Below are 23374 nucleotides of genomic sequence, written 5' to 3'. Positions count from 1 at the left end.
CGTGTCGGCCCCGCTGCAGGGGCCCGCGGCGAGCTTGCTCGTCGTGGGGGGCAGCGGGGTCCTTCGTCAGGCCCGGGACCGGACGTCGTCGAGGTAGCGCAGGACGGCGGTGACGCGGCGGTCGGCGCTGTCGTCGGGGGGCAGGTCGAGCTTGGCGAAGATGGCGCGGATGTGCTTGTGCACCGCCCCGTCGGTGACCACCAGCCGCTCGCCGATCGCCGTGTTGCCCAGCCCCTCGGCCATCAGCGCCAGCACCTCCCGCTCGCGGGGGCTCAGCCGGTCCAGCCGCTCGTCGTGCCGGGTGCGGGCGAACAGCTGGGCGACCACCTCGGGGTCGATCGCCGTCCCGCCGCCGGCCACCCGGTGCAGCGCGCCGAGGAACTCCTCCACCCGGCCGACCCGCTCCTTGAGCAGGTACCCCAGCCGGGCCGCTCCCCCGGCGAGCAGCTCGGTGGCGAAGGACTGCTCGACGTAGGCCGACAGCACCAGCACCGCCAGGTCGGGGCGCCGGCGGCGCGCCTCGACCGCGGCGACGATCCCCTCGTCGGTGTGCGTGGGCGGCATCCGGACGTCGACGATCGCCACGTCGGGGCGCTGCTCGTCGAGGGCGGCGAGGAACTCCGCGGGGGTCGCCGCGGTGGCCACGACGTCCAGGCCCTCGGCGCGCAGCAGCAGGGCCAGCCCCTCGCGCAGCAGGGCGTCGTCCTCGGCGATCACGATCCGCACGGCAGCTCCGCGGTCAGGGTGGTCGGACCACCGGGTGGGCTGGACACGGTCATCGTGCCGTCGTGCGCCTCGACCCGGCGGCGGATGCCGACCAGCCCGGAGCCGCCGCCCTCGGTGGCGCCGCCCCGGCCGTCGTCGGTGACGCGGACGCACAGCCGCCCGTCGCGGGCGTGCACGGCGACCGCGGCCCGGGCGGCGCCGCTGTGCCGGGAGGCGTTGGTCAGCGCCTCGGCGACCAGGAAGTACGCGGTCGCCTCGACCGACGCCGCGCAGCGCACCGGGACGTCGACGTCGACCGTGCAGGGCACCGCGGAGGTGACGGCCAGGCCGGTGAGCGCACCGGCCAGCCCGCGGTCGGCCAGCACCGGCGGCAGGATCCCGCGGGCGACGGTGCGCAGCTCGGCCAGCGCCTGCTCGGCCGCCGACTGCGCCCGCTCGAGCACCTCCCCGGCGGCGGCCGGGTCGCGCACCGCCGCCCGACGGGCCGCGCCGAGCAGCACCGTGACGGCGACGAGCCGGTTCTGCGTGCCGTCGTGCAGCGCCCGCTCGATCCGGCGCAGCTCGGCGGCGTGCGCGTCCAGCGCCGCGGCGCGGGTGGCGGTCAGCTGGGCGACCCGCAGCGAGAGGTCGGCCGTGGGCGCGCTGTCGAGCAGCCGCCGCCCCCGCTCCTGCACGAAGCGGGCGGTCCGCGGGACCAGCACCACGATCAGCGCCGTCCAGCCGAGCCCGAGCAGCACGACCGGGTACAGGTCACCCCAGTCCTCGACGAGCCAGAAGGTCAGCGAGTCGGTCGGCTGCCCCGGCGGCAGCAGCCACCACCAGGCCGGGAAGCTCAGGTCACGGACGGCGTAGACCGGCAGCAGCACCCCGATCGCGGCCAGCAGCAGGACCCCGGTCGCGTGGCCGGCGAGCCAGTGCAGCTCGCGGCGGGTGGCCGGTGCGGCGAGCGCGTCGCGCAGCCGCTCCGGCGGCGGCCCGGGGCTGAGCAGCTCCCGCCCCCAGCGGCCCAGCCGCGCCCGTTCCCGCTCGGCCACCGCGTGCACGCCGCGCAGCGCGACCGGGACGGCGAGCAGCCCGACGCCGACCACGCTGGTGACCACGGCCAGCCACAGGAACACCAGCACGCCGAGGGCCAGCAGCGCGGTGCCCAGCACCCCGGGCAGCTGCTCGAGCGCCAGCAGGGTCGCGCCGGCGGTGCGGGTCACGACGCCCCGCTGCCCGCCCGACGTCCGCACGGGTCCGAACGGTAGGCGGCGGGTGGGCGGGAGGACAGCGGATCGGCGCAGGAGTACAGCCTGCTGTACCCCGGAGCCGCCTCCAGGTGCAGGATCGGGGCCGGACCACCCTCAGGAGGACCCGCATGGCCCGCTCGCTCCCGCCGCTGCCCACCACGGTCGTCGGCAGCCTGCCCCAGCCCGACTGGCTCATCGACCGTGACCGGCTCGGCCACCAGTTCCCGCCGCGGGTGCGGGCGGCAGAGCTGTGGCGGGTGCCGCCGGAGTTCCTCCGCGAGGCCCAGGACGACGCCACGCTGGCCACCGTGCGCGCCCAGGAGGTCGCCGGGCTCGACATCGTCGGCGACGGCGAGATCCGGCGGGAGTCCTACTCCAACCACTTCGCCACCGCGCTCGAGGGGCTCGACCTCGACCACCCGGGCAGCGTGCGCAACCGTTCGGGCATCGACATCCCGGTCCCCCGCGTGGTCGGCGACATCCGGCGCCCCACCGCGGTGCAGGTCGAGGACGTGCGGTTCCTGCGGGCGGCGACCGACCGCGCGGTGAAGATGACCGTGCCGGGGCCGTTCACGATGGCCCAGCAGGCGCAGGACGACCACTACGGCGACGACCGGTTGCTGGCCCTGGCCTACGCCGAGGTGGTGCGGGCGGAGATCGCCGACCTGTTCGCCGCCGGCGCCGACGTCGTGCAGCTCGACGAGCCCTGGCTGCAGGCGAGGCCGGAGGTGGCCCGGCGGTACGGCGTCGAGGTGCTGACCGCCGCCCTGGCCGACGCCCCGGGCCCGGTGCACGTGCACGTCTGCTTCGGCTACGCGGCCATGGTCGCCGAGCGGCCGGAGGGCTACTCGGTCCTGCCCGAGCTCGCGGAGCTGCCGGCCGCCGCCGTCTCGGTCGAGACGGCGCAGTCGCACCTGGACCCGGCGACGCTGCGGCCGCTGCGGGGCAAGGGCGTCGCGCTCGGCGTCCTGGACCTGTCGACGGAGGAGGTCGAGACGCCGGAGGTGGTCGCCGACCGGGTGCGGCGGGCACTGGACCACGTCGACGTCGAGAAGCTGGTGCTCTCCAGCGACTGCGGGCTGAAGTACCTCTCCCGCGCGTCCGCGGCGGGCAAGATGCGCGCGCTGGCCGACGCCGCGGCGGTGCTGCGCAGCGAGCTCTGACGGCGGCGCCAGCAAGGGTGCACAGGGCAACGTCCCAGCGCGGAACCGCCGGGCAGGCGATGATCGACCTCTCCTGACTGCCGACCGACCGGAGGCCCTCCCGTGGCTGGTGGACTCGTGGCCCTGCTCGACGACGTGGCCGTGCTCGCGCGCGCGGCCGCGGCCTCCGTCGACGACATCGGCGTCGCGGCGGGCCGCGCGAGCGTGAAGGCCGCCGGTGTCGTCGTCGACGACGCCGCGGTCACGCCGCAGTACGTGCGCGGCCTGGCCGCCAAGCGCGAGCTGCCGATCATCCGGCGCATCGCGATCGGGTCGCTGCGCAACAAGCTGCTGATCCTGCTGCCGGCGGTGCTGCTGCTCAGCCAGTTCGCCGACTTCCTGCTCACCCCGATCCTCATGCTCGGCGGCTGCTACCTGGCCTACGAGGGCGCGGAGAAGGTGTGGGGCCGGATCAGCGGCCACTCGGCCGGGCACGGCGCCGACTCGGCGGAGCCGCCGGACGAGGACACCATCGTCTCCGGCGCCGTGCGCACCGACTTCATCCTGTCGGCCGAGATCATGGTCATCTCGCTGAACGAGGTGGTCGACCAGGCCTTCGTCGCCCGGGCGATCATCCTGGCGGTGGTCGCGGTGCTGATCACTGCCGTCGTCTACGGCTTCGTCGGCGTGATCGTGAAGATGGACGACGTCGGGCTGGCGCTGGCCCAGCGGCCCGGTGCCGCGGTGGCCCGGTTCGGCCGCAGCCTGGTCACCGCGATGCCGAAGCTGCTGACCGTGCTCACCGTGGTGGGCACCGCCGCGATGCTGTGGGTGGGTGGCCACATCCTGCTGGTCGGCACCGACGAGCTGGGCTGGCACGGCCCCTACGAGCTGGTGCACCACCTCGAGGAGGGCGCGCACGACGCCCTGGGCGCGGTCGGCGGCGTGGCGGGCTGGCTGGTCAACACGCTGGCCAGCGCGGTGATCGGCCTGGTCGTCGGCGCGTTGATCGTCGTCGTCCTGACCTTCACGCTGCACCGCCGCAAGGGCCACGCCGCCGCCCACTGAACGCACGAAGGGCCCGGTCTCCAGACCGGGCCCTTCGTGGTGGTGCGGGGTGTCCTGTCACGCCGGCCCGCTCTCACGGGTCCGAGGTGGAGGTGGCGGGAATCGAACCCGCGTCCTCCGACGCAACACCAGGGCTTCTCCGAGCGCAGTCCGCTCTGTCTCTGCTCGACCCCACCGATCCCACGAACAGGTCGGTGTGACGGGCCCAGTCGCTGTTTGGTGTCCTCCACGCACCCGCGACCGGTGCGTGCAGTGAGCCATCTAGCTGATGCCAGGAACCGGGTCGATGGCGAACCCGGGCTGACAGACTCGCCTAGCTGCTGTTAGGCAGCGAGAGCGAAGTCGCGCTGACTGGAGTCGGCGCTTGTGTGTTGTGCAACGCATGGTTAACGAGCTCATCGTTGCCTTCCTCGGCTCGCTTCCCCTGGCCTCACGACCGAAGTCGAGACCAATCACCCCCTGTGCAGTTGTGCGAGCAGAGTAACGGCTCGCACCGCCGCCGTGTTCCCGGCATCCCACCGCGGCCCACCGACGTCCGTCGGCCCCGTCGCCGAGGGGGGCGACGGGGTCCTTCCTCAGATCCAGTCGCGGCGCTTGAAGATCACGTACAGCGTCACGCTGACCATGACCATCAGCGCCAGGGCGAACGGGTAGCCGTAGTACCAGTCCAGCTCGGGCATGTGGTCGAAGTTCATCCCGTACACACCGCCCACCAGGGACGGCGCGAAGAGGATGGCGGCCCAGGCGGAGATCTTCTTGACCTCCTCGCCCTGGGCGATGCTGGTCAGGGTCAGCTCGCGGATCTCGTCGTTCTGCCGCTGGGCGACCAGGGTCGCGTTGACGGTGAGGATCTCGCGCAGCTGCAGCCGGAACCCCTCCACCCGCTCGGTGACGCCGGTGACGTGGTCGGCGACGTCGCGCAGGTAGCTGCGCAGCTCCTCGTCCACGCCGTACTTCTCGAAGCCGGCGGTGATCGCGGCGAGGATGCCGGTCAGCGGCTGCGCGGCCCGCTGGAAGTCCACGACCTCCTGCGACAGTTCGTAGATGCGCCGGGACACGTGCGGGTCGCCGCGGAAGACCTGGACCTCGATCTCGTCGATGTCGTTCTCCAGTCCGGCGACCACGGGTGCGTACCCGTCGACGACGGCGTCCAGGATCGCGTAGAGCACGGCCTCGCTGCCCAGCGCGAGCAGGTCGGGCGAGCTCTCCAGCCGGCGCCGCACCCGGGACAGGTCCGGGGACTCGCTGTGCCGGACGGTGATGGCGAAGTCCTTGCCGAGGAACAGGTGCAGCTCGCCGAACTCCACCTCCTCGGTCGCGTCCAGGTACCGGGCGGCCTTGAGGACGACGAACAGGGTGTCGCCGTAGCGCTCGAACTTCGGCCGCTGGTGGGCCTGGATCGCGTCCTCGACGGCCAGGTCGGGCAGGCCGTACTGCTCGGCCAGCTCACCGAGCTCGGCCGGCTCCGGGCGGTAGAGGCCCAGCCACACCATCCGGTCGTCGAACCCGTCGGTCAGCCACTCATGGCTCTCCGCCGCCGAGGCGGGCGTGGCGATCCGGCGGCCGCCGGCGTAGACGCCGTTGTCGACCATCCGCGACTGGAGGGTGCGCGGAGCCTCGGCCACCGGCCCCTCCGGCGGGCGCGGCACGGCGGCGACCGGGCGGGGCCGGCGGGTGAGGGTGGAGAGGGCGGCGCGGGGCGCGATGCGCGCAGGACGGCGTTCGGTCACGACGGACTCCGGGAGGACGCTGGGGTGGGACGCCGGTCAGGTCCCCACGGCGCGCCACCTGCGGGTCGGACGGCGACCGGGTGCGTCAGCGGGCGGGGACCTCGGGACTGTGACTGGGGGGCTCGGTGCGCATCTGCCCGGTCACCTCCTGCAGTCTCCACGTCGGCCGGCGGCGGTCCGCGGGCCGTCGACCATCGTGACACCCCGGGCGGCTGCCCCGCACCTCACCCGCCCGGCCGGGGGGTGAACACCCGGTGGCCCGTCAGCCGCGGACCAGGTCCACCACGGCGTCGATGACCGTCCCGGCTGCGGCCCGCCGGGGCCCGGTCACCCGCCCACGCTGCCCAGGACCAGGTCGATCATCCCCGGCAGCACGATCACGATGAGCAGCGCGCCCAGCACGTCGAACGAGGCACCGCTGCGGATCATCTTGGTGATCGGCACGATCCCCGACCCGTAGACGATCGCGTTCTGCGGCGTGGACACCGGCAGCATGAAACCGAAGGACGCGGCGAACGTCGCGGCCAGCGCCGGCACGAACGGGTCGATCCCGGCCGCCATGGCCACCGGGATGACGATCGGCACGACGACCGCCGCGGAGGCGGTGTTGCTGGTGGTCTCGGAGATGACGATCGCCAGCAGCACCGCGAAGACCGTGATCGCGAAGGTGTTCGTGAGCCCGAGCAGGTCGGCCGACCCCTCGCCGATGGTGAGCGCCAGGCCGGTGTCGGCCAGCAGCGAGCCGAAGATGATGCCGGTGCCGAACAGCAGCACCGTACCCCAGTCGATCCGCGCGGCGTCGCTCCAGGCCAGGGTGAACTCCCGCTTCCCCCAGTCGGTGGGCAGCACGAACAGCAGCGAGGCGCCGAGCACGGCGACGATGCCCTCGTTCAGCCGGCCGCTGACGGTCTCGTAGAGGCTGGACTCGGTGCCTGCGGTGAGCGCGATGATGCCGGGGAAGACCCAGCAGAAGACGGTGGCACCGAAGGCGATGAGGGTGTTCCGCTCGGCCACGGAGAACCGGCCCAGCTCGGCGCGCTCGGCGCGGACGTACTCGCTGACCCCCTCGATCCGCCGGATCTCCGGCTTGTTGAGCACCAGCAGCACGAGGGCCAGCGCCACGAACATCAGCAGGCAGATCGGTGCAGCCATCAGCATCCAGTCCAGGAAGCTGATCCGCTCTCCGGTCGCCTCCTCGATCAGCCCGCGGCCGATCAGGTTCGGCGGCGTGCCGACCGGGGTGAGCAGGCCGCCGACGCTGGCGCCATAGGCGAGCATCAGCATCAGCGCGACCCCGATGCGCAGCCGCAGCGGGTCGAAGTCCGCCGCGACCAGGCCCTTGCTCTGCAGCAGCTTGGCGATCACCGACAGGATGCCGATCGCGGTGGGCAGCAGCATGGCCACCGTCGCGGTGTTGGACACGAACGCCGAGAGCAGCGCGGTGATCGCACCGAAGGCGATCACGACCCGGTAGGTGGACGCCCCGACCCAGCGCATCGACAGCACGAACATCGCGAACCGCCGGGCCAGCCCGTGCCGGAGCATCGCCTGCGCGAGGATGAACGCCCCGATGAAGGTGAACACCGTCGTTGACCCGAACGGTGCGAGGGCGTCGTTGGCCGGCACCACCCCGAGGACGACGATCGCGCCGATCCCGATCAGCCCGCCGATCGGGATCGGCACCGGCTCGGTGATCCACAGGACGATGACCCCGAGCAGGACGGCCGCCAGCAGGTGCTGGTCGCGGGCGAGGTCCAGCGGCAGCAGCGCGAAGACCAGCGTGACCGCCGGGGCCAGGAAGAGCCCGACGGTGCGGCGTCCCCTCTCGAAGCGCTCCTCCGCCGGCGACAGGGTCTGCTCGCCGAGGCTGCGGTAGGTGGCGTTGTCCAGGAACGCGGCGTCGACGTCGGTCGGCGGACCCGCCGGTGTGCTGTTGCGCTCGGTCGCGGTCATGCGGCCTCCGAGTGGCTCGTCATGTGATCTGGACCACAGTCAGCGACCCACCCTAGGACGGTCGACCCCCGATGGGAACCTCCGCGCGCAGCGTCCCCCGGAGCCGGATCGTCGCTGACGGGCACCGAACAGGTGAACACTGAAAGTCGGACGCAGTAAGAACTTGTACTGCGTTCAGGTTTGGGTCTACCTTCTCCCCCATGGCGAGGACAGGGCACACAGCGGGCACCCCGCGCTGCTCCATCTCCGCCGTGATGGGCCTGCGCGAGCGCAAGAAGCTCGAGGCCTGGCGCACGATCCGCGCCACCGCGCTCCGCCTGATCAGCGAGCGCGGGTTCGACGCGGTGAGCGTGGAGGACATCGCCGCCGAGGCCGGTGTCTCCCGGACGACGTTCTTCAGCTACTTCCCCAGCAAGGAGGCCGTCGCCTTCGACCTGGACCCGCAGTCCCTGGCCGAGTGGCGCACCCGGGTCGCCGACGATCCCGACGACCAGCCGCTGTGGCCGGCGCTGACCGACCTGTACATCGACATGGCCACCACGATCGCCGAGTGGCTGCCCGTCCAGAAGCGGGTGCTGCAGCAGCACCCCGGGCTGACCCAGTCCGCCCGGGCCACCTGCGACAGCTTCGCGCCCGACCTGTACCGGTGGATCAGCCGGCGCACCCCGGACGGCGACCGCCTGCGGACGAGCCTGGTGCTCAACGCGTCCATGGCCGCCTACATCACCGCCCTCGAGGTCTGGGACCCCGCCGACCCCCTCGACGTGCTCCTGGACTCCATCCGCGACTGCCTGCACCGCGTCGGTGCCGGCGTCGCCGCCCCGGAGCACAGCCCTCCCACCGCCTGACACGACCCGTCAGGCCCCTCCACTCCGCTCGACCGCGCAGCGCCGCCGGTCGCGCGTCCCCGCTCGTCCACATCCCTCACCACTGCGCCCTGCGCAGGAAGGACGGCTCAGTCATGGCCGCAGAGAGTCTCACCTCGCCGTCGGGGACCCCGGTCCCCGCGGCGCCGGCGTCCGGCCACCCGGCCGACGGCGGACCCGACCCCAAGCGCTGGCTGGCCCTCGCGGTCATCGCCATCGCCCAGCTGATGGTCGTGCTCGACGCCTCCATCGTGAACATCGCACTGCCCGACGCGGGCATCGACCTGGGCATCACCCAGGCGAACATCCAGTGGGTCGTCACCGCCTACACGCTCGCCTTCGGCGGGCTGCTGCTGATCGGTGGCCGGATCGCGGACTTCATCGGCCGCAAGCGCGCCTTCCTCATCGGCCTGGCCGGCTTCGCCTTCGCGTCCGCGCTGGGTGGCATCGCCCCCAACCAGGAGCTGCTGTTCGCCGCTCGCGCCCTGCAGGGCGCCTTCGCCGCGCTGCTCGCCCCCGCCGCGCTCTCGCTGCTGGCGGTCACCTTCACCGACCCCAAGGAGCGCGCCCGCGCCTTCGGTGTCTTCGGTGCCATCTCCGGCGGTGGCGCGGCCATCGGCCTGATCCTCGGTGGCGTCCTGACCGAGTACGCCTCCTGGCGCTGGACGCTGGGCGTCAACGTGCCGATCGCGATCGCCACGATGGTCTTCGCCGTCCCGCTGGTCCGGGAGAGCCGGGCCACCGGTGACCGTCGCTATGACGTCCCCGGCGTGCTGCTGTCCGCCCTCGGCCTGGTCAGCCTGGTCTACGGCTTCTCCAAGGCCGCCGAGGAGGGCGTGGGCTGGTCCGACCCGGTCACCCTGACCCTGCTGGCCGCCGCCGCGGTGCTGCTGGTGTCCTTCGTGCTCTACGAGCGTCGCGCCTCCCACCCGCTGCTGCCGCTGCGCGTGGTCCTCGACCGCAACCGCGGTGGCTCGTACCTGATCTTCCTGCTGGTCGGCGCCGGGATCTTCGCGATCTTCCTGTTCCTGACCTTCTACTTCCAGCAGACCCTCGGGTACTCGCCGCTGAAGTCCGGCTTCGCGTTCCTGCCCTTCAGCGGCGGCATCATCATGGGTGCGGGGATCGTCTCCCAGCTGCTCCCCCGCATCGGGCCCAAGCCGCTGATGATCGTCGGTCTGGCGCTGGGCGTGGCCGGCATGATCTGGCTGACCGGCATCGGTGAGACGAGCTCCTACGTCTCCGAGGTGCTCCCCGCCGAGCTGGCGATCAGCCTCGGCATGGCCGCGGTCTTCGTGCCGGCCTCCAGCACCGCGCTGGTGGGCGTCGGTGAGCACGACGCCGGCATCGCCTCGGCAGTGCTGAACACCGCGCAGCAGGTCGGCGGCTCGCTGGGCCTGGCCCTGCTGAGCACGTTCTACGCCTCGGCCATCACCGGCTACCTCACCGACAACCCGGGGGCCACGCCGAACGCGGCCTTCGTGCACGGCTACCACGTCGCCTTCATCGGTGGCGCCGTGCTCCTGGGCATCGCCCTGATCACGGCCGTGGTCGCCATCTCGGCCAAGAAGGACGACCTCCCCACCGAGGGCGCCCTCGCGGTCTGACCGCTCCGGCACCGCACGCACCGCCCCGTCGCGACCCCGGTCGCGGCGGGGCGGTCCGCGTCTCAGGACGCCGGCAGCTCGCGGACCCAGGACGTGCGGGTGTGCACCGTGCGGAAGCCGAGCCCCTCGTAGAGCCCGAGCGCGCCGCTGCCGTTCTCACTGTCGACGTCCAGCCCGGCCAGCTGGCAGTCGCGCACCGCGGCGCGGTGCAGCGCCTCGGCGATCACCGCCTTCGACAGGCCGCGGCCGCGCTGCTCGGGCACCACGCCGATCTGGCCGTAGTGGGCCTCCCGCCGGCCGGTGGCGGCGGTGTCGGACTCCCACACGTAGGCCAGCACGTAGGCCACGACCGCGCCGTCGGCGAGGGCCAGCACCGACAGGTCCGGCCGGAAGGACGCCGCGCCGGTGAACATCGTCTGCCAGGACACCTCGTCGCGTTCGCTGGACCCGTAGTGCTCGGTGAACGCCCGGTTGTGGGCCCGGCGCACCTCGTCGTCCCGGGCCGGGTCGAAGGCGACCAGCTCCACCCCGGCGACGTCCCGCGCTGCGGGCAGGTCGGTCAGCGGCCGGTGCATGGTGTGGAACCAGCGCGTGGCGGCCATCCCGGCCCGGCGCGCCAGCGCCTCGGCGTCGGGCATGGTCGTGGGCAGTGAGGCGGTGAGCCGGGCCGGGACCCCGGGGTGCCGCTCGGCGTGGACCCGCCCGCCGCGCTCCAGCTGCCAGGCCAGCAGCGACCGGCCGACGCCGCGACCGCGCCACCCCGGGTGCACCCGGCCGTCGAGGTACACCGACAGCGCGTCCCGGAAGGTCGGCGGCGCGACGACCGTGGCCCATGCGACGACGTCGTCCCCGGCGCGCACCAGCCGGCTGTCCCGCGGCAGGTCGACGAGGTCGTTGAGCCACTCCTCGGCCAGGTCGTCGGCGCTGGTGTGCTCCCCGGTGCGGTCCACCTCCTCCGCGGCCGCGAGCAGGGTGGCCACCGCAGGCAGGTCGTCGGCGGTGATCGGGGTGCTGGTCAGGCCGTCGGGCAGCTGCGGTTCGAGCACGCTGGGCAGGTTAGGCAACCGGGCCGCGCAGGGCCAGCGAGTTCAGACGCGGACGAACAGGCAGAAGGGGTGGCCGGCCGGGTCGGCGTAGACCCGCACCACCTCACCGTCCTCCTCGTGCCCGCCCAGGAGCCGGGCCCCGGCCTCCTCGGCCAGCGCGCAGGCCGCGTCGAGGTCGTCGACCTCCAGGTCGAGGTGCTGCTGCACCTGCTGGGTGCCCGGCGCCGGCGGCCACACCGGCGGCACGTGGTCGGCCTCCCGCTGGAACGACAGCCCTGTGCCCCCGTCGGCGGGGCGCAGCGTGGCCCACTCGGCGGTGTCGTCGCGGAGCGGCCAGCCCAGCAGCCGCTGGTAGAACCGCGCCAGCCCCGGCGGGTCCGGCGTCCCGAGGACGGCGGCGGTCAGGACGGCGCGCGGCATGGTGACCTCCGGGTCAGACGAGCGTGACGACGACCTTGCCGCGCACGTGCCCCTCGGCGACCAGGCTGTGGGCGGCCGCGGTCTGCTCGAGCGGGAAGGCCTTCGCGATCGCCACCCGCAGCTGACCGGCGTCGGACATCCGGCCCAGCTCCTCGAGGTCGTGCCACTCCGGCCGGACGAACACGTACCGGCCGCCCAGGTCGCGCACCACCGGGTCGACGATGCTGGCGATCCGGGTCGGGTCGACTACCTGGTCGGGGGCGTCGCCGAGCGCCGGGCCGCCGACCAGGTCGAGCACGGCGTCGACCTTCTCGGTGAGCTGCGCGGAGATCGGGCCGGCGTTGTGGTCGAGCACCTCGGCCGCGCCGGCGTTGGTGACGAAGCCGTGGTTGCGCGGGCTGGCGGTGCCGATGACGTGCGCGCCCAGCGCGGCGGCGATCTGCACGGCGAAGAAGCCGACGCCGCCGGCGGCCCGGTGGACGAGCACCCGGTCGCCCTCGCCGACGTCGAGCGCCTCGGTCAGGGCCTGGTAGGCGGTCAGCCCGGCCAGCGGCACCGCCGCGGCCTCGGTGAAGTTCAGCGACTCGGGCTTGCGGGCCAGGCAGCGCTGCGGGGCGGCCACGAACTCGGCCGTCGTCCCGTACTGGACGTCGTCGCGGCGGACGTAGCCGAACACCTCGTCGCCGGGGGCGAAGTCGACCACCGCGGGGCCGACGCGCTCGACGGTGCCGGAGACGTCCCAGCCCGGCACGATCGGGAAGTGGTGCGGGAAGAGCCCGGCCAGGTGGCCCTCGCGGATGCCGATGTCGACCGGGTTGACCCCGACGGCGTGCACCCGCACGAGCACCGTGTCCGGGCCGACGAGCGGCTCGGGCAGGTCGTCGCGGAGCCGGAGCACGGACTCGTCGCCGAACTGGTCGTAGGCGATGCCGCGCATGAGGTCAGCGCCGTCCCTTCACGTAGCGGCCGAAGGCGCGTTCCATCTCCCGGCGGGAGTCGCGCTCGGCCAGGTCCTGACGCTTGTCGTAGCTCTTCTTGCCCTTGGCCAGCGCGAGCGTGGCCTTGGCCCGGCCGTCCTTGAAGTACAGGTCGAGCGGGACGAGCGTGAGCCCGCCCTCCTTGGTCTTGCCGATCAGCTTCTCGATCTCCGCACGGTGCATGAGCACCTTCCGCTTGCGGCGCGGGGTGTGGTTGGTCCAGGTGCCCTCGGTGTACTCCGGGATGTGCACGTGGTGCAGCCACACCTCGCCGTCCTCGACCATGGCGAAGCCGTCGACCAGCGAGGCACGACCCATCCGGAGGCTCTTGACCTCGGTGCCGGTGAGCACCAGGCCCACCTCGTAGGTGTCGAGGATCGAGTAGTCGTGCCGCGCCTTCTTGTTCTGGGCGATGAACTTGCGCCCCTGTTCCCGCGGCATCGCCCCAGTCTAGTGAGCCCCCGCCACCCCGCCGACCGGGTTCTCGCTGGTGGACCGGCCCGCGGACGGCGACGGCCCCGCGACCGGGGTGGTCGCGGGGCCGTCGGCGGGGCGGACTACAGGCGGACGTACAGGCGCAGGGTGACGTAGGCGGCCACGGCGGCCAGCCCGACACCCGCGGCGGCGATGATCGGCGAGATCGCGATGATCGCCGACCAGTCGACCGGCGGGATGATGCCCGCCTTGATCGGCCCGGCCAGGGTCTTGTCCACGAACAGCACCTTGGTCAGCACGAGCCCGCCGATGGCCAGCAGCGCACCGATGAGCCCGGCGAGCGCGGCCTCGAGGATGAACGGCAGCTGGGTGTACCAGCGTGAGGCGCCGACCAGTCTCATGATGTTCGTCTCGTTGCGTCTGTTGAAGGCCGCGAGCTGGATCGTGTTGGAGATCAGCAGCAACGCGGCCAGGGCTTGCACGAGGGCCACCGCGATGGTGCCGTTGCGCGCGCCGTTGAGCAGGCTGAAGAGGCGGTCGAGGAAGTCGCCCTCGTCGCGCACCTCGTCCACGCCGTTCTGCCCGTTCGGGAACTGCTCGGCGATCACCGGGTAGCGCTGCGGGTTGACCAGCTCCACCCGGAAGCTCTCCGGGAGCGCGTCCTCCGGGGTGTTGGCGATCAGCGCGGGCTGCTCCTGGAACTGCTGGGTGAACCGCTGGTAGGCGTCGGCCTTGGACTCGTAGACGTAGTCCTTGACCTCCGGCGAGGACTCCAGCTGGGCCGCGATCGAGTCCCGCTGCGGGTCGGTGATGCCGTCGGCGAGGTAGATCGAGACCTGGATCTTGTCGTAGTAGATCTCCCGCATGTCGCCGATCATGTTGGCGATCAGCAGACCCGTGCCCATGAGGCCGAGCGAGATCCCGGTGGTCAGGATCATCGCCACGGTCATGGTCAGGTTCCGGCGCAGCCCGGCGGCCACCTCGGAGAGGACGAAGTTGACGCGCATCAGTTCCCTGTCGTGTGGTTCAGCAGGCGGGTCATCTCAACGGCCCAGGCCGTAGACGCCGCGGCTCTGGTCGCGGCTGAGGATCCCGTCGTTCAGCTCGATCACACGGCGCCGCATCGAGTCGACGATGTGGTAGTCGTGCGTGGCCATCACCACGGTCGTGCCGGTGCGGTTGATCCGCTCCAGCAGCAGCATGATGTCCTGGCTGGTCTCGGGGTCGAGGTTGCCGGTGGGCTCGTCGGCCAGCAGCACCAGCGGCCGGTTGACGAACGCGCGGGCGATCGCGACCCGCTGCTGCTCGCCACCGGAGAGCTCGCCGGGGAGGCGGTTCTCCTTGCCGTCGAGGCCGACCATCTCCAGCACCTCGGGGACCACGCGCTTGATCGTGCGCGAGGGCTTGTTGATCACCTCGAGGGCGAAGGCGACGTTCTCGGCCACCGTCTTGTTGCGCAGCAGCCGGAAGTCCTGGAAGACGCAGCCCATGGTGCGGCGGAGCTTGGGCACCTGCCACTTGCTCATCGTGTTCAGGTTCTTGTCGTTGACCTTGATGACGCCCTTGGTGGGGCTCTCCTCCTTCAGCAGCATCCGGAGGAAGGTCGACTTGCCCGAGCCCGAGGAGCCGATGAGGAAGACGAACTCCCCCTTGTCGATCTGCATCGAGACGTCATCCAGGGCCGGCCGGGGGCTGGTCGGATAGATCTTGGTGACGTGTTGCAATTCGATCACGAGGGACGACGGTACCTGCCCCGGACCGCATCATGACCGGTTCGCCCGGCGCGCCCCGGATCTGTGTGGGACCGGCGCGCGCCGGGACGCCTCACAGGTCGTCGGACTCGTGCTCCTGCTGGCGCCGCCACCGGATGCCGGCCTCGATGAAGGAGTCGAGGTCGCCGTCCAGGACGTTGGAGGGGTTGCCGCTCTCGACCTCGGTCCGCAGGTCCTTGACCATCTGGTACGGGTGCAGCACGTAGGAGCGCATCTGGTTGCCCCAGCTGCTGCCCTCGCCCTTGAGCGCGTCCATCTCCGCCCGCTGCTCGGCCTGGCGGACGACGAGCAGGCGGGCCTGCAGCACCCGCAGCGCGGCGGCCCGGTTCTGGATCTGGGACTTCTCGTTCTGGCAGGAGACGACGATGCCGGTCGGGATGTGGGTCATCCGGACGGCGGAGTCGGTGGTGTTGACGCTCTGCCCACCGGGGCCGGAGGAGCGGAAGACGTCGACCCGGATCTCGTTCTCGGGGATGTCGACGTGGTCGGTCTGCTCGACGACGGGCAGCACCTCGACGCCGGCGAAGGAGGTCTGCCGGCGGCCCTGGTTGTCGAAGGGCGAGATGCGCACCAGGCGGTGGGTGCCCTGCTCGACCGAGAGGGTGCCGTAGGCGTAGGGCTGCTTGACCGCGAAGGTCGCCGACTTGATCCCGGCCTCCTCGGCGTAGGAGACGTCGTAGACCTCGGTCGGGTACTTGTGCCGCTCGGCCCAGCGCAGGTACATGCGCATGAGCATCTCGGCGAAGTCGGCGGCGTCGACGCCACCGGCCTCGGAGCGGATGGTCACCAGCGCCTCGCGGGAGTCGTACTCCCCCGACAGCAGGGTGCGCACCTCCAGCTCGTCGAGCACCGCGCGGATGCTGGTCAGCTCGCGCTCGGTCTCGGCGAGGGTGGCCTCGTCGCCCTCGTCGGCGGCCATCTCGTGCATGAGGCCGACGTCGTCGATGCGGCTGCGCAGCTCCTCGACCCGGCGCAAGTCGCCCTGCAGGTAGGACAGCCGGGAGGTGAGCGCCTGGGCGGCCTCGACGTTGTCCCAGAGGTCGGGCGCGGCGGCCTTCTCCTCGAGGTCGCGGACCTCGCGACGCAGGTCGTCGACCCGCATCACGGCCTCGATGGACTTCAGGGTCGTGTCGAGTTCGTCCAGGACGACGGAGAAGTCAGCAGCCACAGCAGTTCAGGGTAGTGCGCCCCGCCAAGGGGTACCGCCACGCGACATGAGCACGCCACCGCCGGACGACCGCTCCACCCCCGACGACCTCACCGAGTACGAGCGCGAGGACTTCCCGCGGGGCATCCCCGACTCCGCGCGCACCCTCCAGGAGGGCGGCGCCGCCAACGCCCGCAGCGCGCTGACCCTGCGGCTGGTGCTGGCCGCGTTCGGGCTGGTCCTGTGCACGGTGCTGGGCGTGCTGGCGCTGGGCTCCGACGTCTCGCCGGCGTTCGCGGTGGTGCTGTTCGTGCTCGCGGCGGTCGCGCTGGTCGACCTGGTCGTCGTGGCCCGCCGCAAGCTGCGCGGCGAGCCGGGCTGACCGTCGCGCACCCCGCTCAGCCGGCTGCCGGCTGCTGGAGGTCCGAGGCACCCGACCAGTGCACCGGCAGGTCCGCGGTGCCGGCCGACGAGCCGCCGTCCACGCGCAGCACCGCACCGGTGGTGAAGGCCGAGGCCGGGCCCGCCAGGAAGACGACGGCCGCGGCGACGTCCACGGGCTCGCCAGCCCCGCCCATGGGGTTGCGTGAGGCCGCCGCCCGGTACTCCGGCGTGATCGGGTTGACGTCCTGGCTGCTGCCGGCGATGAAGCCGGGCGCGACCGCGTTGACCCGGACGCCGGCGGCGGCGAGCTCCACCGCGCAGCCGCGGGTCACCGCCTCCAACGCCGCCTTGGACGAGGAGTAGGCCGTCGCGCCGGGCCGGGCCCGGATCGCCGCACCGCTGGACACGTTGACCACCGAGGCTCCCCGCCCGGCGGATCGGGCCTGCCGGCCCAGGGCGACGGTGAGCAGCAGCGGCGCCCGGGTGTTGACCGCCAGCACGTGGTCCCAGCCGGCGGCGTCGAGGTCCAGCAGCGGCGCTGCGGGCCAGATGCCGGCGGCGTTGACCAGCACGTCGACGGGTCCGCCCGTCGCCCACGCCTCGTCGACGACGGCGCCGACGGTCGGTGCGGCGAGGTCGGCCACGACGACGCGCACCAGCGGGTCACCGGCCAGCGGCTCGAGCGCATCGGCTCGGGCGTCGACGGCGGTCACCCGGTCACCGAGCGAGCTGAAGGCGCTGGTGATGGCGCGGCCGAGGCCGCCTGCGGCGCCGGTGACGATCACGTGACGGGACATCGGGCTCCTCCGGTCGGGACGGGGTTCACGCGGCGACGGCCGCGGCGAGGCGGGACAGATGGGTCGGGCCGGTCCGCTGGTCGCCGGACTCCAGCCGCGCGTAGACGGCGAGCAGCTCGTCCAGTCCCGGGCAGGGCAGCCGGTGCCGCCGGGCCGCCGCCCGGACCGGGGCCAGCAGCGCGGGGACCTCGGTGGGACGCCGGCGCACGACGAGGTCCCGCCAGATGCCGGTGCGGTCCTTGGGCTGGGCGACCAGCCAGTCGCACATCCGGGTCAGCGCAGCGGAGTTCCTGGCCGCACCGGCGTCGGGGAGCAGGCCGTCGGCGTCCCACTCGTCGAAGGCCTCCGGGCGCACCCCCTCGGCCGACGCGACCCGGTACACCTCGTGCACCAGGGCGAGGACCACGTCCGCCGAGCCTCCGAGCGCGGCGCCGATCGGCTCGTCCGTCGTCGACCCGGCCGCCGCGGCCGCGGTGTAGGCGAGCTTGGACCACAAGAAGCCGGGGACGTTCTCGCTGAGCTGCACCGGCCTGCGGGCGGACAGCTCGGCGACGGCCCGCCGGGTGCGCTCCCGGGGCGGGCCGGTCCACTCCCCCACGACGACGGTGCCGCCGCCACCGTCGGCGACCACGCCGGGCTCGACGAGGTCGGCGAACAGGTTGACGAAGCAGGCCACGGTGCGGTCCGCGCCGACGGCGGCGGCGACCTGCTGCTCGCACAGGCCGTTCTGGGCGCTGACGACGAAGCCGTCGGCGGCCAGCCGGGGAGCCACCCAGCCCATGGCCGCCCCGGTGGCCTGGGCCTTGACGGCCAGCAGGACCCGGCCGAGCTCCCGGGGGCCGTCGGTCGGCTGGTCGGCCGGGACGTCGGCGCGCAGCTCGGTGCCGTCGGGCCGCCGGATCCGCAGCCCCCCGGCGCGGACGGCGGCGACGTGCTCGGCGTCCGTGTCGACCAGGCGGACCGGGACGCCGGCCAGCGCCAGCCCGGTGGCGAGGCTGCCCCCGACCGCGCCGGCGCCGACCACCGTCCAGCCGTCGCCGCTCACCGGGCCGCGTCCAGCCGGCCCGCGCGCAGCACGGCCTCGAGCAGGTCCACCGCCGGCGACAGCGCCGCCTCGTCCAGGTCGAAGTCAGGGGCGTGGTGGGCACCGCGGCCGGTGGAGCCGACCAGCAGGTAGCCGGCGACCCCGCCGGCGGCCTGGACCGCCTGCATCATCAGGGACGCGTCGTCGCTCGCGCGCAGGGACGCGCGCGCCCGGACGTCGGTGAAGGCGGGCAGCCCGGCGGCGGCGCCCCCGACGGCCTCGGCGACCCGGTCGTCGGTGTCGGCTGAGACGGCCCGCCCGGTGACCGCGGTGGCGGTGTCCACCCCGTAGGCGACCGCGCTGCCCGCCACGACCTCGTCGGCCCGCCGGTCCAGCTCGGTCTGCGCGGCCGGGTCGGCGGCCCGGGTCTCGTAGGCCAGCTCCGCGGTCGCCGGGACGACGTTGGTCGCCGTGCCGCCGCACAGCCGGCCGACGTTGACCCGGGTGCCCGCCGGCTGGGCGGCGGGCAGGGTGTGCAGCGCCAGGGCGGTGGCCGCAGCAGCGAGCAGCGCGTGCCGGCCGCGCTCGGGGGCGTGGGCCGCGTGCGCGGCCGCCCCCGTGAAGGTCACCCGGCGCTTGGTGGTGCTGACCATGTCCGTGGTGCGCAGGGCCAGCGCGCCGGTGTCCAGACCGAAGCCCAGGTGCACGGCCAGCAGCGCGTCCAGGCCCTCGACCCCGCCGGCCGCCACCATCGGCGCCGCCCCGCGCACGCCCTCCTCCGCAGGCTGGAACAGCAGCCGCACGGTGCCCGGGAAGTCGCGGTCGGCGAGCCGGGCGGCCAGGGCCAGCCCGATCGCCACGTGCCCGTCGTGCCCGCAGGCGTGCATGACACCGGCCGTGCGCGAGGCGTACCCGCCTGAGCGCGGGGGGTGGTCGGAGGCGTCGGTCTCGGCCACCGGCAGGGCGTCCATGTCCACCCGCAGCCCGACAGCGGGCCCCGGCCGGTCGCCGGCGAGGGTGGCCACCAGCGCGGTGGCCCCACCGGCGAACCGCGCCACCAGCTCGGCCGGCACCCCCTGCGCCACGGCCCGGTCGGCGGCCGCGGTGAGCTCGGCGGCCGGCGGCAGCCCGGCCAGGCCGGCGACGTCGGCCACCGCGGCGCCGGTGCGCACCGGCACGCCGAGCCGCTCCAGCGCGTCCAGCACCCGGGCCGCGGTGCGCACCTCGGTGAACCCGACCTCGGGGTGGGCGTGCAGGTCACGGCGCACAGCGACCGGGTCGGTGACGTCCGTGGGCCAGGGCGGCGCCGGGCTCACCGGGGCACGTCCGGGCCGGTGGTGGCGAACTCCTCCCGGGCGCTGTCCAGCAGCCCGGGCTCGGTGAACAGGTCTGCGGCGGTGCACGCCAGCGCCGTCGCCATCCGCAACATGGCCTGCTCCGCCCGCGGGGTGACCACGGCCTCGGCCATCGCCTCGGAGTGCGTGGGCGTGCCGGCGTCCATGACCTGCAGGTAGGGGTGGATGGTCGGCAGCCGCAGGCTGACGTTGCCGATGTCGGAGGAGCCGGTGCCGCCGCGCAGCACCGCCTCCTCGACCGGCACCCCGCCGCGTTCCAGGTGCCCGGCGAGCCGGCCGGCCATCACCTTGTTGTTCTTCCGCTCGGCGTACCGCGGACCGCGGGTGACGGTCACCGAGGTGCCGGTCGCCGCGGCCGCCGCCTGCGCGACCGCCTCGACCCGAGCGGTCACGTCGTCGACGACCTCGCCGAGCAGGCCACGGACCATGAACTCCGCGCGCGTGTAGGCCGGCACGACGTTGGCCGCCTCGCCGCCGTGGCTGATGATCCCGTGCAGCCGGCAGGTCTCGGGCACGAACTGCCGCAGCGCGTCGGTGCCGACGAAGAACTGGATCATCGCGGCGAGCGCGCTGCGGCCCTCGGGTGCGCTGGCAGCGGCATGCGCAGCCCGGCCGGTGAACTCGACGACCAGCGGCTGGCAGGCGGTGGCGTGCCGTACGGCGAGGGTGCGGTCGCCGGGATGGAACATCAGCGCGGCGTCCACGTCGTCGAAGACGCCGGCGTCCAGCAGCAGCACCTTGCCGCCGGCGCCCTCCTCCCCCGGGGTGCCCAGGCAGGTGAGCCGGCCGGGCAGCTCCGGCAGCACGCGGTGCAGGGCCAGCGCGGCGCCGAGCCCCCCGGCGGCGATCAGGTTGTGGCCGCAGCCGTGCCCGATGCCCGGCAGCGCGTCGTACTCGCACAGCAGCGCGACGGTCGGGCCGCCGGCCGGGTCGCCCACGTCGCCCCGGAAGGCGGTCGGCACCCCGCCCACGCCGCGGTCGACGGTGAAGCCCTCCGCGTCGAGGACGTCGGCCAGCAGCGCCGCGGCCCGGTGCTCGACCAGCGCCAGTTCGGGGTGGGCGTGCAGTTCGCGGCTCACCGCCAGCAGCCGGGGGGCCAGGTCGGCCACGGCGTCGGCGATCCGCCGGTGCAGCGCACCGGCCTGGTCGCTGGCGGCCGGGGCGGTGCCGGTCGCTCCGGTCAGGGTCACAGCAGCTCCTCCAGGACGCGGAGGGCGTTGCCCCCCAGGACGGCGGTGGCGTCGGCGTCGGACCAGCCGGCGGCGACGAGCCAGGCGGCGGCCTGCGCGGGGGCCTCGCCGGGGTTCTCCATGCCGGTGACGGTGGCGGGCAGCGGCAGGTCCTCGTGGCCGGGCACCGGGGCGGGGCGCCAGCCGGCGGCGGCGTAGAGCCCGGCGTGGTCGCCGAAGAAGGTGTCCGGGCCGAGCGCGACGTGCGCCACGCCGACCAGCCCGGCGACGTGCTCGACGTGCGCCATCACCGCGTCCAGGTCGTGCCCGGGCCGGCCGGCGACCCGGGTCGAACCGGGTGCGGCCTCCACCCCGATGAGCCCGCCGGTGTCGGCGACCGCCCGGAGCACGTCGTCGGGCTTCATCCGCGGACTGGGCCACAGCGCGCGGGCGCCCGCGTGGGACACCACCACCGGCCGGGTGGCCACGGCCGCGGCGGCGATCGTCGTGCGGTCCCCGGCGTGCGCCAGGTCGACCACGACCCGTCGCTCCTCGAGCAGCCGGACGGCGTCCCGGCCCAGCGCGGACAACCCGGGGTCGACGGCCTGGCCCAGACCGCCACCGAGGGGGTTCCCGCCGTTGTAGGCCAGCCCGGCCGAGCGGAAGCCGGCCTCGGCCAGCCGGTCGATCACGCCGAGGTCCCGGCCCACGCAGTCCAGGTCCTCCAGGGCGAGCAGCACCGCGGTGCCCGGGAAGGACTGCGCCGCGGCCCAGCCGTCGACCACCGCCACCCCCTCGGCGGTGCGCGGGGCCAGCCGGGCCGACCACTCCAGCAACCGGTCGACGGAGGGGTCGGCGAGCGCACTGGCGAACACCACGTCCAGCCCCGAGCGGCGCAGCCCCTCGACCCCGAGGGTGTCCCGGTTGCCGGTGCTGTGCTCGCGCCAGCTGTCGGTGGTCAGCGGGTCGGGCAGCCGGATCGGGTGGTCGTGCAACGACACCACCGGCCCGGCCAGCAGCTCCGCGACCCGGCGTCGTCCGGCGTCGTCCAGTTCCGGGCCGGCCGACGGGACGCGACCGACGTCGGTGGCCAGCCCTCGCGGCGCCGCCGTCACGCGGTCCGCCCGGTGGCGGAGGTGTCGACGTCCCGGGTCTCCGGCATCTTCCAGATGGTGAACCCGGTGACCAGGGCGCAGATCGACACGTAGAGCGGGACGACCCACAGCACGTCGCGGTCGCCGAAGAACTGCATGACGCTGGGCGCGGTCCCGCCGAAGACGGCATTGGAGACCGCGTACGGGACGGCGATGCCGATGGTGCGCACCTGCGGCGGGAAGAGCTCGGCGAAGACCGTGGCCAGGTTCGCGTGGTTCAGCGACAGCACCGCCACACCGATCACGGAGACCACCAGGATGCTGGTGAACGACGAGCCGAGCAGCTGCATCAGGGGGAACGGCAGGACCACGAACAGCGCGGCGTAGACCAGCATCGTGGGGCGTCGGCCGAACCTGTCGGACAGCAGCGCGGCCAGCGGGATCAGCACGGCGAACACCGCGAGGGCGATCGTGTTGGCCAGCTGTCCATCGGCCCGGTCGGCGCCCGCGGTGAGGGTCGCGTACGTCGGCAGGTACGTCAGCCACATGTAGGTGATCACCGAGCCGGCGATGGAGATGCCGAACACGAGCGCGGCGCCCCGGCGGTGGCCCCTGGCCATGTCCCCCAGCGGTGAGCTGGCGGCCTGGGTGGCGCGGTCGAGGGAGCGGAACGCGTCCGGCTCGTCGATCTGCCGGCGGATGTAGAGGCCGACCAACCCGATGACCGAGCCGATCAGGAACGGGATGCGCCAACCCCAGCTCTCGAGCTGGGCGTCGTCGAGCACCCGGGTCAGCACGGTGGCGCTCAGCGACGCCAGCAGGATGCCGAGGACGACCGAGACCTGCTGGAACGACCCGGCGAACGCCTTCCGGCCCGGCTTGGCCCACTCCACGAGGAAGGACGCCGAGGTGCCGAACTCCCCGCCGGTGGAAAAGCCCTGCAGCAACCGGCCGAGGACGAGCACGGCCGGGGCGAGCCAGCCCACCTGGTCGTAGGTCGGCGCGATGCCGATCACCAGGCTGCCGCCGGCCATCAGCAGGATGGTGAGCGTCATCCCGTGCTTGCGGCCGTGCCGGTCGGCGTAGGTGCCCAGCACCGCGGCGCCCACCGGGCGCATGAAGAAGCTGATCGCGAAGACCAGCAGCGTGGAGAGCACGGCGTTGCCGCCGGGGAAGAACTGGTCGGCGAAGTAGACGGCGAAGAAGCCGTAGACCGACCAGTCGAACCACTCGACGAAGTTGCCGATCGTGCCGCCGACGAGGGCGCGGGCGGTCGAGCGGCGGCGGGGTGGCGTCCCCTGCCCCGGAGAGCTGGTGCGCGTGACGTTGGCCATCGGAGCTCCTGTTCACGGTGGTCGTCGCGGCTGGACCGGACGGGCGCACGGGCGGCGCGGTCCCGCGGACGCTGCCGCCCGGTGGCCGGTTCTCGA

General features: G+C 73.6%; 22 protein-coding genes and 1 other RNA gene. 5 read left to right on the top strand and 18 right to left on the bottom strand.

Annotated features, from left to right (window positions below):
* Nucleotides 1–66 precede the first annotated feature (66 nt).
* The gene (locus tag ACGBYP_RS01295; RefSeq protein ID WP_411581459.1) at nucleotides 67–726 is read right to left on the bottom strand and encodes a response regulator; all 660 of its coding nucleotides are present in this window, start codon (nucleotides 724–726) and stop codon (nucleotides 67–69) included.
* The gene (locus ACGBYP_RS01290) at nucleotides 714–1931 is read right to left on the bottom strand and encodes a sensor histidine kinase (protein ID WP_411581458.1); all 1218 of its coding nucleotides are present in this window, start codon (nucleotides 1929–1931) and stop codon (nucleotides 714–716) included. Before ACGBYP_RS01290 ends, ACGBYP_RS01295 begins: the two co-directional genes overlap by 13 nt.
* Nucleotides 1932–2086: 155 nt before the next feature.
* On the opposite strand from ACGBYP_RS01290, the gene ACGBYP_RS01285 reads away from it, so the two are divergent.
* On the top strand, nucleotides 2087–3121 hold the full coding sequence (locus ACGBYP_RS01285; protein WP_411581457.1) for a 5-methyltetrahydropteroyltriglutamate--homocysteine methyltransferase: 1035 nt from the start codon (nucleotides 2087–2089) through the stop codon (nucleotides 3119–3121).
* A 102-nt stretch (nucleotides 3122–3223) separates the two neighbouring features.
* A complete protein-coding gene (locus tag ACGBYP_RS01280; RefSeq protein ID WP_411581456.1) occupies nucleotides 3224–4168 on the top strand; it encodes a DUF808 domain-containing protein in 945 nt (314 codons plus the stop codon).
* Nucleotides 4169–4252: 84 nt separating this feature from the next.
* Here the strand turns inward: ACGBYP_RS01280 and ssrA are convergent.
* From ssrA to ACGBYP_RS01265, 3 genes are all read right to left on the bottom strand, one after another.
* Nucleotides 4253–4628: a transfer-messenger RNA gene (ssrA, locus tag ACGBYP_RS01275) on the bottom strand.
* Nucleotides 4629–4743: 115 nt separating this feature from the next.
* Nucleotides 4744–5898 carry a magnesium/cobalt transporter CorA gene (gene corA, locus ACGBYP_RS01270; RefSeq protein WP_411581455.1) on the bottom strand — a complete coding sequence of 385 codons (1155 nt, stop codon included), beginning with the start codon at nucleotides 5896–5898 and terminating at the stop codon, nucleotides 4744–4746.
* Nucleotides 5899–6225: 327 nt separating this feature from the next.
* Nucleotides 6226–7851 (bottom strand): SLC13 family permease, encoded by a 1626-nt coding sequence (locus ACGBYP_RS01265; protein WP_411581454.1) that lies wholly within the window; start codon nucleotides 7849–7851, stop codon nucleotides 6226–6228.
* A gap of 200 nt (nucleotides 7852–8051) precedes the next feature.
* On the opposite strand from ACGBYP_RS01265, the gene ACGBYP_RS01260 reads away from it, so the two are divergent.
* Nucleotides 8052–8699 carry a TetR family transcriptional regulator gene (locus ACGBYP_RS01260; protein WP_411581453.1) on the top strand — a complete coding sequence of 216 codons (648 nt, stop codon included), beginning with the start codon at nucleotides 8052–8054 and terminating at the stop codon, nucleotides 8697–8699.
* 113 nt (nucleotides 8700–8812) lie between these two features.
* Nucleotides 8813–10324 carry an MFS transporter gene (locus ACGBYP_RS01255; protein ID WP_411581452.1) on the top strand — a complete coding sequence of 504 codons (1512 nt, stop codon included), beginning with the start codon at nucleotides 8813–8815 and terminating at the stop codon, nucleotides 10322–10324.
* Nucleotides 10325–10386: 62 nt separating this feature from the next.
* On the opposite strand, the gene ACGBYP_RS01250 is transcribed toward ACGBYP_RS01255, so the two are convergent.
* From ACGBYP_RS01250 to prfB, 7 genes are all read right to left on the bottom strand, one after another.
* Complete coding sequence (locus ACGBYP_RS01250) at nucleotides 10387–11370, bottom strand: GNAT family N-acetyltransferase (RefSeq protein WP_411581451.1); 984 nt, start codon at nucleotides 11368–11370, stop codon at nucleotides 10387–10389.
* A gap of 42 nt (nucleotides 11371–11412) precedes the next feature.
* Nucleotides 11413–11790, bottom strand: coding sequence for a VOC family protein (locus ACGBYP_RS01245; RefSeq protein WP_411581450.1), 378 nt, complete (start codon nucleotides 11788–11790; stop codon nucleotides 11413–11415).
* A 13-nt stretch (nucleotides 11791–11803) separates the two neighbouring features.
* Nucleotides 11804–12727, bottom strand: coding sequence for an NADP-dependent oxidoreductase (locus ACGBYP_RS01240; RefSeq protein WP_411581449.1), 924 nt, complete (start codon nucleotides 12725–12727; stop codon nucleotides 11804–11806).
* A gap of 4 nt (nucleotides 12728–12731) precedes the next feature.
* A complete protein-coding gene (gene smpB, locus ACGBYP_RS01235) occupies nucleotides 12732–13208 on the bottom strand; it encodes an SsrA-binding protein SmpB (RefSeq protein ID WP_411581448.1) in 477 nt (158 codons plus the stop codon).
* Between the two features lie 116 nt (nucleotides 13209–13324).
* Nucleotides 13325–14209, bottom strand: a complete 885-nt coding sequence (gene ftsX, locus ACGBYP_RS01230) for a permease-like cell division protein FtsX (RefSeq protein WP_411581447.1) — start codon at nucleotides 14207–14209, stop codon at nucleotides 13325–13327.
* A gap of 36 nt (nucleotides 14210–14245) precedes the next feature.
* Nucleotides 14246–14935 (bottom strand): cell division ATP-binding protein FtsE, encoded by a 690-nt coding sequence (gene ftsE, locus ACGBYP_RS01225; protein WP_411581446.1) that lies wholly within the window; start codon nucleotides 14933–14935, stop codon nucleotides 14246–14248.
* Nucleotides 14936–15026: 91 nt separating this feature from the next.
* The gene (prfB, locus tag ACGBYP_RS01220; protein ID WP_411581445.1) at nucleotides 15027–16142 is read right to left on the bottom strand and encodes a peptide chain release factor 2; all 1116 of its coding nucleotides are present in this window, start codon (nucleotides 16140–16142) and stop codon (nucleotides 15027–15029) included.
* A gap of 46 nt (nucleotides 16143–16188) precedes the next feature.
* Here prfB and ACGBYP_RS01215 point away from each other — a divergent pair, with 46 nt between their 5' ends.
* Nucleotides 16189–16503, top strand: coding sequence for a DUF6343 family protein (locus ACGBYP_RS01215; protein ID WP_411581444.1), 315 nt, complete (start codon nucleotides 16189–16191; stop codon nucleotides 16501–16503).
* A gap of 16 nt (nucleotides 16504–16519) precedes the next feature.
* On the opposite strand, the gene ACGBYP_RS01210 is transcribed toward ACGBYP_RS01215, so the two are convergent.
* From ACGBYP_RS01210 to ACGBYP_RS01185, 6 genes are read right to left on the bottom strand one after another with little or no spacing between them, the layout of a single operon-like run.
* Complete coding sequence (locus ACGBYP_RS01210; RefSeq protein WP_411581443.1) at nucleotides 16520–17302, bottom strand: SDR family NAD(P)-dependent oxidoreductase; 783 nt, start codon at nucleotides 17300–17302, stop codon at nucleotides 16520–16522.
* Between the two features lie 25 nt (nucleotides 17303–17327).
* A complete protein-coding gene (locus tag ACGBYP_RS01205; protein ID WP_411581442.1) occupies nucleotides 17328–18347 on the bottom strand; it encodes a ketopantoate reductase family protein in 1020 nt (339 codons plus the stop codon).
* Nucleotides 18344–19642: an amidohydrolase gene (locus ACGBYP_RS01200; RefSeq protein WP_411581441.1), complete on the bottom strand. Its 1299-nt coding sequence runs from the start codon at nucleotides 19640–19642 to the stop codon at nucleotides 18344–18346. Before ACGBYP_RS01200 ends, ACGBYP_RS01205 begins: the two co-directional genes overlap by 4 nt.
* Nucleotides 19639–20871 (bottom strand): amidohydrolase, encoded by a 1233-nt coding sequence (locus ACGBYP_RS01195; protein WP_411581440.1) that lies wholly within the window; start codon nucleotides 20869–20871, stop codon nucleotides 19639–19641. The genes ACGBYP_RS01200 and ACGBYP_RS01195 overlap by 4 nt, the downstream gene beginning before the upstream one ends.
* Nucleotides 20868–21965, bottom strand: coding sequence for a dipeptidase (locus ACGBYP_RS01190; RefSeq protein ID WP_411581439.1), 1098 nt, complete (start codon nucleotides 21963–21965; stop codon nucleotides 20868–20870). The genes ACGBYP_RS01195 and ACGBYP_RS01190 overlap by 4 nt, the downstream gene beginning before the upstream one ends.
* The gene (locus ACGBYP_RS01185; protein ID WP_411581438.1) at nucleotides 21962–23278 is read right to left on the bottom strand and encodes an MFS transporter; all 1317 of its coding nucleotides are present in this window, start codon (nucleotides 23276–23278) and stop codon (nucleotides 21962–21964) included. Before ACGBYP_RS01185 ends, ACGBYP_RS01190 begins: the two co-directional genes overlap by 4 nt.
* Nucleotides 23279–23374: the final 96 nt, after the last annotated feature.

It is taken from the genome of Modestobacter sp. SSW1-42 (assembly GCF_046635825.1).
Taxonomy (GTDB): domain Bacteria; phylum Actinomycetota; class Actinomycetes; order Mycobacteriales; family Geodermatophilaceae; genus Modestobacter.
This window is presented reverse-complemented; position numbering and strand designations above follow the sequence as displayed.